The organism is uncultured Pseudoalteromonas sp. (assembly GCF_963922945.1).
In the GTDB taxonomy this organism is placed as follows: Bacteria; Pseudomonadota; Gammaproteobacteria; order Enterobacterales; family Alteromonadaceae; genus Pseudoalteromonas.
The window spans coordinates 23,322-39,228 of sequence record NZ_CAWUKC010000034.1; the positions used below are offsets into that span (position 1 = coordinate 23,322).

Annotated in this window: 19 protein-coding genes; 7 read left to right on the forward strand and 12 right to left on the reverse strand. The window is 39.6% G+C overall.

The window, feature by feature from the left end; genetic code table 11:
* Positions 1-117 precede the first annotated feature (117 nt).
* The 3 genes from AABI99_RS09235 to AABI99_RS09245 all read right to left on the reverse strand — a co-directional run bounded on the left by AABI99_RS09235 (position 118) and on the right by AABI99_RS09245 (position 3,641).
* Positions 118-1,524 (reverse strand): alanine/glycine:cation symporter family protein, encoded by a 1,407-nt coding sequence (locus tag AABI99_RS09235; RefSeq protein ID WP_338365402.1) that lies wholly within the window; start codon positions 1,522-1,524, stop codon positions 118-120.
* Between the two features lie 126 nt (positions 1,525-1,650).
* Positions 1,651-2,562: an arginine deiminase-related protein gene (locus tag AABI99_RS09240; RefSeq protein ID WP_338365404.1), complete on the reverse strand. Its 912-nt coding sequence runs from the start codon at positions 2,560-2,562 to the stop codon at positions 1,651-1,653.
* Positions 2,559-3,641 carry an ornithine cyclodeaminase gene (locus AABI99_RS09245; protein WP_338365407.1) on the reverse strand — a complete coding sequence of 361 codons (1,083 nt, stop codon included), beginning with the start codon at positions 3,639-3,641 and terminating at the stop codon, positions 2,559-2,561. The genes AABI99_RS09240 and AABI99_RS09245 overlap by 4 nt, the downstream gene beginning before the upstream one ends.
* 164 nt (positions 3,642-3,805) lie before the next feature.
* Here AABI99_RS09245 and AABI99_RS09250 point away from each other — a divergent pair, with 164 nt between their 5' ends.
* The 3 genes from AABI99_RS09250 to AABI99_RS09260 all read left to right on the forward strand — a co-directional run bounded on the left by AABI99_RS09250 (position 3,806) and on the right by AABI99_RS09260 (position 5,991).
* Complete coding sequence (locus tag AABI99_RS09250; protein WP_055254207.1) at positions 3,806-4,237, forward strand: Lrp/AsnC family transcriptional regulator; 432 nt, start codon at positions 3,806-3,808, stop codon at positions 4,235-4,237.
* A 75-nt stretch (positions 4,238-4,312) separates the two neighbouring features.
* On the forward strand, positions 4,313-5,023 hold the full coding sequence (locus tag AABI99_RS09255; protein WP_338365414.1) for an AraC family transcriptional regulator: 711 nt from the start codon (positions 4,313-4,315) through the stop codon (positions 5,021-5,023).
* 95 nt (positions 5,024-5,118) lie between these two features.
* Positions 5,119-5,991: an EamA family transporter gene (locus AABI99_RS09260; protein ID WP_338365417.1), complete on the forward strand. Its 873-nt coding sequence runs from the start codon at positions 5,119-5,121 to the stop codon at positions 5,989-5,991.
* A 50-nt stretch (positions 5,992-6,041) separates the two neighbouring features.
* Here the strand turns inward: AABI99_RS09260 and AABI99_RS09265 are convergent, their stop codons facing one another.
* The 3 genes from AABI99_RS09265 to AABI99_RS09275 all read right to left on the reverse strand — a co-directional run bounded on the left by AABI99_RS09265 (position 6,042) and on the right by AABI99_RS09275 (position 9,182).
* On the reverse strand, positions 6,042-7,037 hold the full coding sequence (locus AABI99_RS09265; protein WP_338365419.1) for a patatin family protein: 996 nt from the start codon (positions 7,035-7,037) through the stop codon (positions 6,042-6,044).
* A gap of 273 nt (positions 7,038-7,310) precedes the next feature.
* Entirely contained in the window at positions 7,311-8,300 is a 990-nt protein-coding gene (locus AABI99_RS09270; RefSeq protein WP_338365421.1) for an LLM class flavin-dependent oxidoreductase, read from the reverse strand.
* Positions 8,301-8,438: 138 nt separating this feature from the next.
* Positions 8,439-9,182: a siderophore-interacting protein gene (locus AABI99_RS09275; protein WP_338365422.1), complete on the reverse strand. Its 744-nt coding sequence runs from the start codon at positions 9,180-9,182 to the stop codon at positions 8,439-8,441.
* A gap of 123 nt (positions 9,183-9,305) precedes the next feature.
* Here AABI99_RS09275 and AABI99_RS09280 point away from each other — a divergent pair, with 123 nt between their 5' ends.
* The 3 genes from AABI99_RS09280 to AABI99_RS09290 all read left to right on the forward strand — a co-directional run bounded on the left by AABI99_RS09280 (position 9,306) and on the right by AABI99_RS09290 (position 11,464).
* A complete protein-coding gene (locus AABI99_RS09280; RefSeq protein ID WP_338365423.1) occupies positions 9,306-9,725 on the forward strand; it encodes a MarR family transcriptional regulator in 420 nt (139 codons plus the stop codon).
* Between the two features lie 81 nt (positions 9,726-9,806).
* A complete protein-coding gene (locus tag AABI99_RS09285) occupies positions 9,807-10,220 on the forward strand; it encodes a S24 family peptidase (RefSeq protein ID WP_338365425.1) in 414 nt (137 codons plus the stop codon).
* A complete protein-coding gene (locus AABI99_RS09290; protein ID WP_338365426.1) occupies positions 10,208-11,464 on the forward strand; it encodes a Y-family DNA polymerase in 1,257 nt (418 codons plus the stop codon). The genes AABI99_RS09285 and AABI99_RS09290 overlap by 13 nt, the downstream gene beginning before the upstream one ends.
* Here AABI99_RS09290 and AABI99_RS09295 read toward each other — a convergent pair.
* The 5 genes from AABI99_RS09295 to AABI99_RS09315 all read right to left on the reverse strand — a co-directional run bounded on the left by AABI99_RS09295 (position 11,461) and on the right by AABI99_RS09315 (position 13,359).
* Complete coding sequence (locus tag AABI99_RS09295; RefSeq protein ID WP_338365427.1) at positions 11,461-11,916, reverse strand: hypothetical protein; 456 nt, start codon at positions 11,914-11,916, stop codon at positions 11,461-11,463. The two genes, AABI99_RS09290 and AABI99_RS09295, sit on opposite strands and share 4 nt — an antisense overlap.
* A 178-nt stretch (positions 11,917-12,094) precedes the next feature.
* Positions 12,095-12,610, reverse strand: a complete 516-nt coding sequence (locus AABI99_RS09300; RefSeq protein WP_338365429.1) for a DUF4240 domain-containing protein — start codon at positions 12,608-12,610, stop codon at positions 12,095-12,097.
* Complete coding sequence (locus tag AABI99_RS09305; RefSeq protein WP_338365430.1) at positions 12,607-12,801, reverse strand: YwbE family protein; 195 nt, start codon at positions 12,799-12,801, stop codon at positions 12,607-12,609. Before AABI99_RS09305 ends, AABI99_RS09300 begins: the two co-directional genes overlap by 4 nt.
* Before the next feature lie 60 nt (positions 12,802-12,861).
* The gene (locus AABI99_RS09310; protein WP_338365432.1) at positions 12,862-13,143 is read right to left on the reverse strand and encodes a hypothetical protein; all 282 of its coding nucleotides are present in this window, start codon (positions 13,141-13,143) and stop codon (positions 12,862-12,864) included.
* A gap of 3 nt (positions 13,144-13,146) precedes the next feature.
* Entirely contained in the window at positions 13,147-13,359 is a 213-nt protein-coding gene (locus AABI99_RS09315; protein WP_338365433.1) for a hypothetical protein, read from the reverse strand.
* Positions 13,360-13,460: 101 nt separating this feature from the next.
* Between AABI99_RS09315 and AABI99_RS09320 the strand changes: the two genes are divergently transcribed.
* Positions 13,461-14,288 (forward strand): ion transporter, encoded by an 828-nt coding sequence (locus tag AABI99_RS09320; protein WP_338365434.1) that lies wholly within the window; start codon positions 13,461-13,463, stop codon positions 14,286-14,288.
* 85 nt (positions 14,289-14,373) lie between these two features.
* Here AABI99_RS09320 and AABI99_RS09325 read toward each other — a convergent pair whose 3' ends face one another.
* The gene (locus tag AABI99_RS09325) at positions 14,374-15,489 is read right to left on the reverse strand and encodes a DUF748 domain-containing protein (RefSeq protein ID WP_338365435.1); all 1,116 of its coding nucleotides are present in this window, start codon (positions 15,487-15,489) and stop codon (positions 14,374-14,376) included.
* Positions 15,490-15,907: the final 418 nt, after the last annotated feature.

Here is a 15,907-nt window from a genome sequence, read left to right on the forward strand (position 1 = left end):
GTTATATTTAAGCGCTGTTCACATAACCCAAAATTGAATAATTATGCAAAATTAAAAAGCGGTATTATGTTGCCATAAAACCGCTTTTTATCGTTAGAATTGCTTAAAATACGGGAATCAATCCCAAATGCCGCTTTCGCATTTACCCTGTACTTTAACGTCTTTTACTTTAAATTCGGGCTCTATGCCTTTTTCTCTTTGTGTGTTGTAGTCGCGATTAACAGACATAATAGTTGGCGTGAGCAATATAATAGCGATAACGTTTACCACTGTCATTAACCCTAATGCAATATCGGCTAAGTCCCAGACTTCTTTTAATGATGCCGATGCTCCCCACAGCATCATTGATAAATAAAGTAATGTATAAATTGTGCGCCCTACTTTGTTATCGAGCTTAAATAAATGCAGGTTACTTTCGGCGTAAGCATAGTTGGCCACCACCGAGGTAAAAGCAAATAAGGTAATAGCTGCTGCAACAAAGTAAACACCGCCTTGTGCTAAATGTGCGGTCATGGCGCTTTGCGTTAAACGTATGCCTTCCATTTCGCCACTAATATCTATATCTGCTAATAAAATAACAACAGCAGTACAACTACAAAGTACAATGGTGTCAAAAAATACACCAAGCATTTGTATATACCCTTGCGTTACTGGGTGATTAGGAATTGGGCTTGCGCTTGCTGCAGCATGCGGCACACTCCCCGCGCCGGCTTCGTTAGAGTATAAACCACGTTGAATACCATTTTTAATGGCAGCCCCCATTGCCCCTGCGCCAGCTTCTTGCAGACCAAACGCTGATAAAAACACATCTTTGAGCATGGCAGGTACTTGCGGTAAGTTTATAAGCGTTATAATTACGGCGGCAGCAACAAATAATATACCCATTAATGGCACTACTCGCTCTGCAAAGCGGGCTATCGCTTTAAATCCGCCCAATATAATTGAGCCTGCTAATACAGTAATAACTAAACCAGAGTAAAAGGTAGGTACTTGAAATGCATAGTTGAGGGCGTCGGTAATGGTGTTGGTTTGCATGGCGCTAAAGGTAAAGCCATAACCTAAAAATAAACACGCAGCAAACACAATAGCAAAGGCACGGCTACCCAAACCTTGCTGAATATAATAAGCGGGTCCGCCTCTAAACTCGCCTTCACTATCGCGTACTTTATACACTTGCCCTAGTACGCTTTCGGCAAAACCTGTTGCCATCCCTAAGATGGCTATCACCCACATCCAAAATATGGCACCACTCCCACCGAGCGATATAGCAACGGCCACCCCGGCTAAATTACCTGTACCTACGCGTGCACACAGGCCGGTACACAATGCTTGAAACGATGAGATATTATTTTTTTTGCATTTACTACTGCCTTTTAAAAGGCTAAACATGTGCTTAAATTTTACTAGTTGAATTGCTTTTAACCGAACCGAAAACCAAATACCTGCAAACAGTAGTATGTAAATCAGTATTTGACCGTCTCCCCATAGTAGGCCATTTACACTTTTTACAACGGTATCGAACATGGGCTAATCCTTTTATATTTTTTATGTTTTCACTCAAACTTTTTAGAGTGTGAGGTATTTTATTATGCTTATTAGCCATAGATTAAGGCAGCTTAGCTGCCTTAAATATGTAGACTTAGTGGTAGGTTATTTACTTTGCAGGTGAATGCCTGCGATCATGCATCTAACCGAACCTCCCGCCGACTCTATGGTTGGTATAGGTAACGGAACAAGTTTAGCTGTTTTTTGTATGGCTGCTTTTTGTTCGGTTGTAAGTGCATTAAACGCCGTTTGTGAGAGTGCTAAAATACGACCATCTTTACCTTGTAGCTCTATTGCGTTGCCGCAAAAGCTACTTATTTGCTCATTTGTTAAGTTGATCACTTCTAAATGGCTTTGTAAAAAATGGCTAGTTAATTGTTTATGCTGACTTATTGGCACCATATCTAGGCTGATCATGGCAAACTCTGTGGCTACACACATTAATACATTAGTATGATAAACCGCAGTACCTTGTTCGTCATAAGCATTAAATACAACAGGTTTGAGCTTAAGTTGCTCACACACTGTATCTACCACTGTTTTAGTAGTGCGCTTAGACTCTACTGCATAAGCAAGCTTATGTGCATGATCGATAACAAGCGATCCAGTGCCCTCTAGGTATGCATTTTCTTTCGCTAAAAATGAATAATCAGTCACAGATGACACTTTATAGTGATTCGTCAAAAAATCAATAATATCTTTTCGATATTCTAATCGTCTGTTTTCTGCATACATTGGATAAACAACTAACTCACCACTTTGATGTGTTGAAAACCAGTTATTAGGAAACACAGAGTCCGGCGTGTGTGTATATTCGTCTTCAAATAAATGAACCGTTACGCCCTCGTTTTGTAACAACTTTACCGCATTGGTTACTTCGTCAAAAGCGAGCTGACTCTGATTTTTTGAGTTACAGGTACTTTGAAAAGTATTGTCTAACATAGTTTGTGGATTAGACACGAAGTGGTGCGGACGCACCATAACCACGGCTTCGGGTGCTTGTTTTATATAACTCATGCCACTTGACCTTGCTTGGTTATGCTAGGTGTATCGGCCGTATTTAGTACCGAAAACAAATTACGGGGATCAGCTTGTTGTGTAATTAAATCAAGTAATTCAAACTCATCTAAAGCCACCAGCGCATCTTTTATATACACCAGTGCGGTAAAGTCTTCGCTTGCAAAGCCCACTCCGTCAAAAATCGTAAGCTCATCGTCACTTTTTCGCCCTAGCGACTGTTCATTAATTACTTTATGAAACTCTGTTACAGCAAAGTCTTTGCTCATTTGTTGAATTTCACCCTCTATTCTAGTTTGCGGTTCGTACTCTACAAACACAGTGGCGCGCTCTAGTAACTGTGAATCAAGCTCTGTTTTGCCAGGGCAATCACCACCAATGGCATTTAGGTGCACCCCTTGTGGGATCATATCACTGGTTAAAATAGTGGCATTTTTTTTATCGGCTGTGCACGTTGTAATTATATGCGCGCCTTTAACGGCTTCTGCTGCGCTATTACAAATAGTCACATTTAAACCATAACCGCTTAAATTATTGTAAGCCTTTTGAGATGCGTTTTGGTCAATATCATATAAACGAATATGGGTAATACCTAACACGGCTTTAAAAGCGAGTGCCTGAAACTCAGACTGTGCCCCATTACCAATTAATGTCAGCGTTGTTGAATTTTTAGGTGCCAAGTATTTAGCCACCAATGCAGAGGTTGCAGCGGTACGTAGTGCAGTCAGTAAACACATTTCACTGATCATAACCGGATAACCGCTATCAACATCCGATAAAATACCAAAGGCCGCGACGGTTTGAAGCTCCTTAAAGGTGTTTTTTGGGTGGCCATTTACATATTTACAGCTAAACATTTTGCCATCGCTTACTGGCATAAGCTCTATTACGCCATCGGGTGAGTGCGCTGCATAACGTGGTGATTTATCAAATTCGTGCCAGCGAGCAAAGTCTTGCTCTAATTTTTGGGTGAGCTCTAACAACACATTTTCTATGCCTACTTTATTTATAAGTTTAGCCATTGTTTGTACGCTAACAAATGGAACGCCTTGTTTTGGCTGTGCGATAAAGTAACTCATGTATACCTCTGTAATAACAATATGAACTAATTGAAATAAGTTTATCGACTACAGATGACAGTTAAAATGCCAATATTTTATACAAATAATATTATTTTTTATCATTTTGCTATGCTTTAATGTGCAAATTTAGTAATTTGTATTAAAAAGTAGCGAGGCATTTTATGACCCCTTATATTTATGACTCATTAGATAACGCGTTAATAGCCGAATTACGAAAAGATGGCCGCGCTTCTATTTCAGCATTGGCCGACGTTTTAAAAGTGTCGCGCGGAACAGTACAAAATCGTTTAGATCGTTTAGTTTCATCCGGCGCTATATTAGGTTTTACAGTACGTGTTCACGAACACATAGAAACCGAAGCGGTAAGAGCCATTATGATGGTAGAAGTGGTGGGTAAATCAACCTCGCAGGTAATTAAAACCATGCGCGGCATACCAGAGCTAACAAAGTTACATACCACCAATGGCGCTTGGGATTTAGTGGCTGAAATACAGGCTGCTAATTTAAGTGAGTTTGATGGCGTACTCAGGCAAGTACGCGAAATAGAAGGCATTTTAAACAGTGAAACCAGTATATTATTGTCATCTACTTAGCTTTAATTAACGCCATGTTTTACTTAAAGTGTTTTGGGCAATACTCGGTTTATTTATTAGGTATTGGAGTAGGCAATGAATAAGCTTTTTATTCGGTATTATTCGCAAGATATAAAGCGCCACCAGCACAATTACCATCAACTCGTTTTACCCCTACACGGTGAAATACACATAACATTAAATAATGACTTTAAAACAACGGTAAGTACGGGCAGTTGTATCGTTATAGAAAAAAACGTAGTGCATGCCTTTACGGCCGATGAAGCCGCCCGTTTTATTGTGGCAGATTTAGATGCACTCCCTGAAAACCTTATTAACCTTTTATGCCCTAAAATCTCAATAGATAGCCGTTTATTAAGTTACTTACAGTTTATAGAGCAGCAACTGCTCGTAGTTAGCGCTGAAAAGCTTGCAAGTTCAACTTTTGATTTATTTTACTTATTACTTTGTGAGCAAAGCAGCCACAGTAATATTGATAAACGAATAGACAATGTAATAACCACGGTAAAGCAAAATTTAGCCTACCCTTACACGTTAAAAGAGCTGGCAAATATAGCCTGTTTAAGCGTTACGCAATTTAAAACTGTGTTTAAAAAAAGTACCAACATGAGTGCGCTGCAATATATAACTATGTTACGAATGCAGCATGCGCGCGCCCTTTTAACCCATTCAGACTTACCTATTGCTTTAGTAGGCGAGCGCATTGGTTATAACGATCCCTCAGCGTTTAGCCGCCGCTTTAATTTATACTTTGGGCAGCCACCGAAAGCGTTTACAAAGCAGTAAATTACGCCTAAGCAACCAATAACACCGTCTTTTTAGCATATTTATACTTCCCACTATTGTTACACTCAGTACATAGTATTTACGGAGGGTAATTAATGGCAACACACATAGGTTTTTTAGCAATATTTTCGTGGGGGCTTTTAGCATTACTAGGTAATTTAACCAAAGCACTGCCTGCTTTTCAGTTACTTTTTATATGCTTTTCAATCTCTTTTATTATTTTATTAGTTAAACGCGCAGCGACAAAACAACCATTATTAACCCCTCCTAAGCTTTCTAAAAAACAAATAATAATAGGGGTCACTGGTTTATTTGGGTTTCACTTTTGTTATTTTATGGCTTTAAAATATGGCCCATTAATCGAAGTGAGTTTGATAGTGTACCTTTGGCCGCTACTACTAGGTGTGTTTGTTGCCACACCAGGGAGTAAATTTAACGTAATTGGCGGTGGTTTACTTGGCTTTTTAGGAACACTTAGTTTAATTACTGATGGCAGCGGCTTATCAATCAATAGTGAATATTATTTAGGGTATTTTTTTGCAGGGTGCTGCGCAGTACTATGGTCGAGCTATTCTTATTTAATGTCGAAATTTAATAGCCATGTAGATGACATAGGCTGGCTTTCGCTTATTGTGGCAATACTTGCCCTTTGCGCACATTTTCACTTTGAAACAAGCGTAATTAATTTATCTGCATCACAATGGCTAGGCGCTATTTTACTTGGGTTAGGCCCTGTAGGCGGGGCATTTTATTTATGGGATTATGGTTTAAAATTTGGTAACCGCACGCTATTGGCATCGCTTAGTTTTTTAACACCGGTGATCTCTACGTTTATTTTAATATTGGCCGCACAAGCACCGTTTAGCTGGTCTGTATTGATAGCTTTAGCACTTATTTTAATTGGGGCTGCAGTGAGCAATAAATTACCATTGAGAGGTTTAAATAAGTTTAAAAAAGTAAAAACTTAGCTCTCAACGGCTCAACACACTCAAGTAGTGATTCAAGTTTAAATACACAGCTACATGGCGTAGCTGTGTGCGTAGTCAATAATACGTGCATGTTGATTTTTTAAGTATGCACGCCCTGCTTTTACACCTAGTTTATGATCAAAGCGTAAATCATCGTTTGAACTGCCTAATAATTTACTGCGTAATTTTTCATCTGCAAAAATTTGTATAATTTCTACGTCGCTCGGCGGATTAGCAATAAAATTAAGCTCATCTAAGTAGGCTTGCTCGTGCTGAATCAAGTAATCAAGTGTTTTTGGGCAGTAACCAGATGCACAGGCAAATGTTCTTAACTTTTGCACCCAAGCGGTTTGCGCTTGAAAGTGCTCATCAACGGTTCTTATTACTACAATTTTTCGTGCGCCACGGTTATAAGCTTCACGTACAGGTAATGGTGCGGCTAAACCGCCATCTACATAAAAATCGTCTGTAGATTGCTCTTTTACTAGCTCAGCCTCATTAGCCGCTTTTGTATCTAACCACGGAGTTAGTTTAACCCCCTGTTTATACAAAAAAGGTAACGCGCTTGATGCTTTTAATAAATCTCGCCATTGCTTGCCCTCACCTGTTGGCGATAAGTAATAGGCTTTTCTGTCACGCGTATTGGTTGCCGTTATAAGTAACTCTCGATCGCCTAAACTGCTTTTAGCTGTTTTAAAATCAAGTACTCTGTTTACCTCAGTGGTTTTATCAAAGTACCAGTCTAAGTCAACAATGTGTTTACCCATTAAACCACGGCCTAAATGAAAAAACCGCTTATTGCGAGAGAGTCCTCTGATCAAACGTTTTGCATAACCTTTTTGACGTGCTAAGTAGCTTGTTAAATTTTGCGAGCCTGCTGAGGTGCCAATAAATAAATCAAAGGGATCATAATTTTGCTCTAACCAAGCATCAAGTACACCGGCTGTGAATATCCCTCGTTGCCCGCCGCCTTCAGCTATCAGTGCAACTTTTGGCTGCACTGTAGGAGTAACTGAATGAGTCGTTGCGGTTGTTAGAGCGTTCACGGTGTACCTTCCTTTAATTTAATGATGTTTTGTTTATGTTGTCATTATAAAAAATTAAAGTGATATCTTAAAATTGATTGTTTAAATCAATTTGATTGAAAAAACAGAACGGTAAACAGTGCAAAAATGAGCCCTAATAACAAGCTACATATATTTATCGTTCGTGTTTATTTAGACACCACTTAAAGTAATATTTTGTATTCACTTTTAATGATGTCTAGATATTAGCAAGGCGTGTGTGTACGCTTGCTTAACTAAACCCTCTTTTATTAATTAATGTCTTATTTCCATTAATATTTCGAGTGCTCGATGGCGTTTTTCGCTGTCGTAAACATCATTGGTAAATATAAACTCATCCACTTCTAGCTCTTTGGCTATCATTTGCAGTTTATGCTTTATACTTACATGCCCGCCAACAACACTTAAACTTAAAAAGTTTTCTACGTGGGCCTTCTCTTGCTCACTCCATAAACCTTCCATACTCTCTACCGGTGGCTTTAACCACAGCTCTTTGCCACGAATTAAGTTAAGTATACGTTGTTTTGAGGTGGTAGAGAGGTACTGCGCTTCTTCGTCTGTTTCTGCCGCAACCAGTGGTAGGGCAAGCATCACATAAGGTTTATCTAAAACATTTGAGGCTTCAAACTCTCGCTTATATAGTGCGATTGCATCATGTACAAAACGCGGCGCGAAATGCCCAGCAAATACGTAAGGTAGGCCTTTTTGTGCTGCTAATTGCGCACTAAATAAACTTGAGCCTAATAACCAAATTGGTACGTTTGTGTCTTCTCCTGGAATTGCGCGTATTGGATGAGTGCCATTGTATGGGCCTAATAATGTTTGCAGCTCTGTTACCTCGCCGGGGAAATTTTCTGCACGGCTCATATCATTATTGAGTGCACGGCTGGTGACAGGGTCGCTGCCAGGCGCACGGCCAAGGCCTAAATCAATTCGTCCTGGGTATAAACTCTCTAATGTACCAAATTGCTCAGCCACCACTAATGGTGAATGATTGGGTAACATAACTCCCCCTGAGCCAACACGAATGCGCTCAGTTTTACCGGCTATATGGCCTACTAATATTGACGTTGCAGCACAAATGATACCGGGCATATTATGATGCTCGGCCAGCCAAAAACGATTAAACCCTAATTGATCAGCACGCTTTGCGTATTGCGCGGTTTTATTAAGTGTATGAGAAACGCTTTCCCCCTCTATCATGGGGGCAAGCTCTAATAACGAGAAAGGAATGGAAGATAACAAAATAGCAGCTCCTTAAAATGCATACTAATAATGAGCTTCATCATCAGCATAAAACACTTAAGTGGGTCTGCTATTTATTTAATTCAAGTTAACCAACAAATAAAAGTAAAAAGCACAAAGCGACTAGAACCATACAGCTTAGGCAAGCTCAGGGCTTTGCTGGCGCTCTTTTTTATAGCCCTCAGAATCAACGCCTTTTTTCCAATAGCCTGATGAAACTATATTACTACGGGGTATATTGTACTCTTGGGTAAGTAAGGTTTTAGCTTTGCGCACTAACCCGGCTTCTAATGCCATAAATACAATAGGTGCCTCATTTGTTTGTGGTAAATTATTAAGTGCGCTGAGCATATCGGTATCAGGAGTGTCTGTAACTAGCCAATTAGCAATGCGCTGCGTGTGTAACTCAATAATGTCTTGCTTTGTAGGTACATGTACAAATGCGTCAATTTTAGCGCTTTGTGGTAACTGCTGCATATAGCCTTTTATTGCATTTACAGACGTTAAATCACCTAATAATACATAATGAGAGTGTTGGTAGTTATCAAGCTTTTTAGGCCCTGGGCCTGCTATACCTACATCATCTCCTACTTGTGCGGTAGATGCCCATAATGTAGCTGGACCGTTATGCATATTAATGACAAAGTCGAGTGTTAACGCACCGCTGGCAGGATCAACATTTTGTATTGTATAAGAGCGCATACACGCGGTTTTTAAATTAAAATCAACTTGGCCATTTTGCGGAATAAGTACTTTTACATAGCTGCCAATATGGGCGGGCGTTAAATCTGAAAAATCATCTGAGCCTACAACAATGCGCTGTAAATGCGGTGTTATTTGTTCAGTACTCAATACTTTAGCTTTGCGAACTTGTTTACCCATTTAAAATCACCTCGTTTAACAAATTAATTAGCTGCTTTTTGAAGCAAGCATTGCACAACGCCCTTTTGGTTGATAAAATCAACTATAACAAATTAATTGACATTGTCAACCATTAGAGAGCTTATGAACACGCTTTTATCAAATACCCTATTTGAACTGATGCAAAATTACCGCGTAACCATTCGCGAGGCTATTAATGCAGGCGACCTTGGTATTAATGCTATGCATGTACGCTGTATACATATTATTGCCAATACAACTAACTGTACCGCTAACGACATTGTGATTAAAACACAGCGCGACAAAGCACAAATTGCCCGCTTAATTAAAGATCTCATTGCCTTGAACCTTATAAACAAGCAAGCAAGTGCACACGATAAACGCTGCTTTATATTGTCGCTCACTGAACAAGGCAACGACCTTTTTGATAAGTTATTAGCCTCTGAGCAGCAAATAAATGAGCAAATGTGTAAAAATTTAAACCCTCAGCAAATCAAAGACTTTTTAGCTACCGCGCAGCAAATGATCAAAAACATGAATTGATCGCCCTTTCATTACTTGGCATAACTCATACAAAACGCATATACTGTACACTTATACAGTATATGCGTTTTAGGTTGTGTAATGTTTGTTGTTCCCGTTTATATAGAAGCTGGTATATGTGGCTTTGAATCGCCCGCGGCTCAATACGCCGAGCTCGGTGTTTCTCTTGATGAGTTATTAATAAAACACCCCGATGCCACCTTTATTGGTATTGCCTCGGGAAACTCGATGCAAGAAGTGGGTATTTTTGAAGGCGATTTACTTGTAGTAGACCGTGCAGAGCACGCCGATAATGGTGATGTTATTGTGGCTAATTTAAATGGCTTATTCGTGTGTAAGTTACTTGATAAAACCAATGCCCGGTTACTCTCAGCATCGCCTTTACATAAGCCGGTACAGTTAACGCCTGCCGATGAGTTTCAATTAGAGGGCGTAGTTACACTGTCAATCAGAATGCATCGTTCAAGCCCAGAGTTATTAAAATGTACGCCTTAGTCGATGCCGTTGCCTTTTATGCCAGTGCCGAAAAAGTATTCGACCCCGCTATTCGCTCTAAACCCGTGGTGGTTTTAACCAATAACGATGGCTGCGTATGTGCGGTATGCCCGATTGCTCGGCATTTAAACATTCCTAAGTTTGGCCCTTATTTTAAAGTTAAGCATTTGCTTGAGAAAAATAATGTGGTTGTACGTTCGAGTAACTATGAGCTGTACGCCGATTTAAGCGCCAAAATGATGAGCGTGATTGGCCGCTTTTGCGATACACAGTATATATACAGTATTGATGAGTCATTTTTGCATTTTAATGGCTACATGCCACTTATTAAAAACTGGCATGAGTATGGGCATACAATGAGGCGTACTGTGTGGCGCGAAACAAAACTCCCTGTTGGCGTGGGCTTTGGCCCTACACCGACCCTTGCCAAAGCGGCTAACCACGCAGCTAAAAAACTAAGCGGGTTTGATGGGGTGGCCGTTATAGATAACGAGCAAAGCCGCCAAGCTATTTTACAAAGAATGAGCTGCGCCGATGTATGGGGTATAGGCAAACGCTTAGCTAAAAAGCTTAACATAATGAACATACATACAGCGTGGGACTTGGCACAGCAAAACCCTAAAACTATGCGCCGTGCGTTTAGCGTGGTGGTAGAGCGTACAGTAAGCGAGCTAAATGGTATAGCGTGCTTAACCTGGGACGATGTACGCCAAGATAAACGAGAAATATATTCCACGCGCAGCTTTGGTGAGCGGATCTGTGAGCCAACAGCACTTAAAACCGCGCTCAGTAATCACGTAACTACAGTGGCTAGTAAACTACGTGGGCAGCGTTCATTAGCAAAACAGCTTTATATATTTGCCGCCACAGGCAAACACGAAGAACGCTATTGTAAAAAGTCGTTTATATATAAGTTTACAACTCCCACTAACGATACCTGTGTCATGGCCAATGCGGTATCAGAGGTATTTACCCATATTTACCAGCCAGGTGTGCGCTATTACAAATGTGGCGTGGGCGCTTTAGAACTTACCTCGGTGCAGTATCAGCAAAGCGATTTATTTAGCCAAAGTGCCGATAATCCTAAATTAATGCAGTGTATTGATACCATAAACAACCGCTACGGCAAAGGCGCGCTCACCCTTGCAAGCAGTCATCTAAACCAAGGCTGGCATATGAACAGAGACTACCTATCACCCCAATACACAACACGCTGGCACGATATACCACAAATTCAGTGCTAATTAACGTGTCGTTTAAATGTGCACTTTACCGCGGGATTATTAAGGGTATATGTGAGCGTTGAAGCACTCGTAAATTCAATGCTTTGTCTGATGGTTTTTTCGTTGGCAGGGTCTATACAACGACTCATTTTTAAGCTGTTATCAACACCGTCGCTTTTGTATCTAAATGAGCTGGTTACAAAACAAAAGTTGGGCTTTTTAGTTGTACGTGTGCCGTTATGCAGGCTTTCAAATGCAATGTTATCGCCTAATTTAAATCCCGCGTCTGGGTAAACTGGGTTGATTAAACTCAACTGGCTATTAACACACAATGGAGAGTTAGCCGTTACCACGTGGTAATCACCAAGCATGGTTTTTAATAACGGTATAAAGCGGCTTTTATTACTTGGCGCTGCCACTGCTGTAGCACTCATAAAGGTAATCGAAATTAAAAAACAAAACACGGTTTTCATTACGTGGGCGTATCCTCATAAAAAATAACGTACAGTGCTAACTTTTATAACTATAACAGAGATTTACTTAAAAAAAGAACATAGCACAGTGCAAAAAGTAATGCGCTGGAGTTGAGTTTTACGTGCGAGAAGACAAAGCGGTTTATTTACAAAATAAAATAAACCACTAAGAGCCAGGTTACTGCCAGTATTTTGCAAATAATTGCGGATAGCTTTGCTTTAAAAACTTAGGTTTGTCTTTAAAGCGTTTACCTGCCGGTTGATCACCTGATGGAACAAACGGCAATTCGTCGTCATTGCGCTGCTCATAAAGTAAACCCGCAATTAAATCGTATTCATCAATGTAAGGGTAAGGTTGCTCATTTAAGTAATACACTGGCGTGCACTGTGCAAGTGAGTCAGGCTCAGCTAGAGCGTTATTAAATACAGTTTCGCCACGAGAAATAAGCCAACATCTAAATTCACTAAAGCCATATTCGTCGTTACACCCTGCCATAACAAATGCAGCACCGAACAAGTCCCAGGTAAAGGATTTGCGCATGTTAATACCAAAAAATTTATCAAACGCAATAAGTTGCTCGTCGGTAAGCTGGCTCAGTTTAGCTTTTAAATTGTCGCTTACACTTTGAGGGTCGAGGCCTAAATCAGGCGTAGTAACTAACTCCCAAAATTCCTGCTCAGTTAACGCTGTCATTCTAAAATCTCTTTTACTCGGCCAACTTGACCGTTTTCTAGGCGTACTTTGATACCATGCGGATGATTAGGTGATTTAGTTAATAAACGCTCAACTACACCTTGGGTTAATATGCCGCTGCGTTGATCTTCTTTTAATACAATATTGACGGTTGTACCGGGTGTGATTTGTGAACGCGATGGAACAGCCATGCTTTAACATCCTAAAAATAATTTTGCCAATTATAGCGCCCATAGCTTAGCAAACCAATGTTAATCAACTAAAAAGGAGATTTGCTTAGCCGCTACCGGTAAGTTTATTTTATTAAGCTCAGCGTTAATAATATCGACTAGCTGAGAAAAATGAGCCTCGGTCTCGTGATAGGCTAAATCATCTTCAAAATAGCAGCTTATTTTTAGTGACTTTGCTTCATTTTTAAAATCAATAGTGTGAGTTAAATAAGCAAAACCATAATAAGTTGCTTTTATTTGCTCACAGGCGTTAGTGAGGGCTTGGCGTATTTGTTTGTCGCGTAATTTTTGTGTTTTAGTCATAAATTATTGTGTTTTTTCGCTTTGCTGCTTTGTGTATTCTTCAAAGTTTTTATCTTGATTTTCAAGACACTCATAATACTCTTTATCGGCTTTATAATTACATTCATCTAATCGGGCTGATTGAATTTCGTGAAAGCGAGCATCTGAGCTACACCCTGCAAGTATAAATAATCCCACAAGCAACAACGTACATTTCGATATTTGACTGATTAACATTAAATTTCCTTACATTTTTAGTAATAAAAATGCGTTAAATCACAACAATATTATTGTATATTAGCGCCATAAAAAACAGACTCTGCATAGGATCCATAATTATGATGTCGCAGTTACAAAAGTTGTTTCAGCGTATAGACAAAAGCAAGATATTTCAATCATTTGTTATTGCTGTTATTGTTGTTTCTGCCCTGACCGTAGGTGCTCATACCTATTCTCTTCACCCAACAGCAGAATTTATCCTTAATTGGATGGATGTAGGCATAACCACATTCTTTTTAATTGAGCTGATTATCCGCTTTATTGCAAGTAAAGGAATAAAAGACTTCTTTTCAAAGGGCTGGAATATATTTGATACCATTATTGTACTTGGTAGCTTATACCCTGCTGCGGGCTCAACCATGTTACTTGCCAGGTTACTGCGTATATTTAGGGTATTGCGTTTAGTCTCGATGATCCCCGAGCTGCGTTTACTGGTAAACTCACTGCTTAAAGCTATACCGCAAATGGGCTATATAGCGTTGCTTATGTTTGTTATTTTTTATATTTACGCAGCCATGGGTAGCATGATGTTTGCCGATATTAACCCGGTGCTGTGGCAAGATGTATCCATTTCAATGCTGACGCTATTTAGAATAGCCACCTTTGAGGATTGGACCGACATTATGTACGAGACCATGGCGGTGTACGAGCTGAGCTGGATTTACTATCTCACATTTATCTTTTTAACTGCCTTTGTATTTTTAAATATGATGGTGGGTGCAATTTTAGAAGTAATGGGTGAAGAGCACCGCAGTGCGCGAGAACTCAAAGCAGATAACAGCACGCTGCCTGCTACACAAGGACAAGTCATAGAACTGCAAGCGCAAATAGCAGAGCTTAAAACGTTATTAAATAAAACCGCCGAGAACAAAAACACACCAAATTAAAATATATAAGCCCTTTGCATTAAGTAAATACAAAGGGCTTTAAAAAGACTAACCCACAGTAATATTTTAAGTGAAAACTTTAGAATTATTCATCTTGTTGAGCTTGGGTATCTTCAAACGAAATAACATTATCCACCTTCATTTTAAACGCTTCGAAAAACGCGTTTTTTAAAACCGAGACCACAGCTTCAAAAGTAGATACATCTGCATTATCTAACTGCCCATCTATCGGCACACGCGCAGCCACCAGCTTTGATTCATCGTTTTCCAGTAGCGAGCTGAGTAAATCGATACTGCCTTCAAAAATAGCAGTAAATAAACCGTCATCATCTTTTTCTATATCTTCACGCCACGAAAACACACTTAAATCGTGTACGCCGGCTTTTACGTAGCCGTTTAAGTTATTGTTATTAGCCGCCAGCTCCATTGCGCCATCAATGCCACCAGCTTCAATATCAAATGGGGTGTAGACCTTAAAAACAGTTTCGAGATTTTTTACCGAAAAACGCTGCACCTCGACATTAAAATCAAAATTAGCTTCATCACTAAAGGGGTCTAATTTACCATTTAAAATAAGTGCAGCTTCGCCCATTAAATCACCCTCAACGTTTAAACTCGTTACTAACGTTTTTGAGAGATTTTGGGCATTGGTAATATTTTTAACCTCAGCGTTTATATTTGCAATGTAAGTCGGCATATCGCCATCGTTAGTTGCATTTACCAATGTGACTTTACCGTTTTCAATAAGCAAAGTATCAATCGAAAAAAGTACCAGATCATTGGCAAGTCCAATCCAAGTTGTTTCATCCTTAACTTGCTGGTTTTGCTCTGTACTTGAAGGGTCTTTGTCGTAAATAACAATTTCTGGGCGAGTAAACGCCATGTTAGTCACTAAATTACCTTTTAAAAGTGCTGACCAAGCCAGTGAAAAATCAAGGGTTTGTATCGCCAACAAAGGTTTAGGGGCTGACGTTGCATCTACAGCATAAATCTCAATATCGTCAATGGCATAAGCACCCCGATATAAATATAAATCTACATCGCCAACGTGCCCTGTAATTCCTTGAGTTTGTTCAAGCTGTTGATTAACGTAATACTGAACAGCATAAGGTGCTGCTGCTCTGAATATAATTAGCACTACAATTGTAACAACTAAAGCATAAAACCAATGTGCGCGTGTATGTTTAAAAGTAGACGCCATTATCTATCCTTATGTGTGGGCTTAGCATCTCGTACTAAGTAAAAAATACCGATATAAATGAATTATCTACTCATAAAGCAGCTAAAACCGAGCGAATAAAGGGGTAGTAAATTATTACGAGCAAAAGCTATACCAAAAAAAGCAATAAGCCGGATTAACCAAGCTTACTGGCCTTTCGTATACTCATAAATTTTATGACTGCCTACACAGAGCAAAGGGGATAGCATATTAATATTTATTAAGTTTTTTAGATTTTTTAAAGAAGCACGAAGGAAAGGTAAAATAACGTATGCAATGCCGCTTAACTAAAAAAGGGTTAGCACTAGGGCCTGTTAACCTTTCAGGATTAAAATTTGTTCAATTTAGGGGCCATTTAATCGCGGCGCGAGGTTTGTAACCTAGTGGGCTCGATAACTGC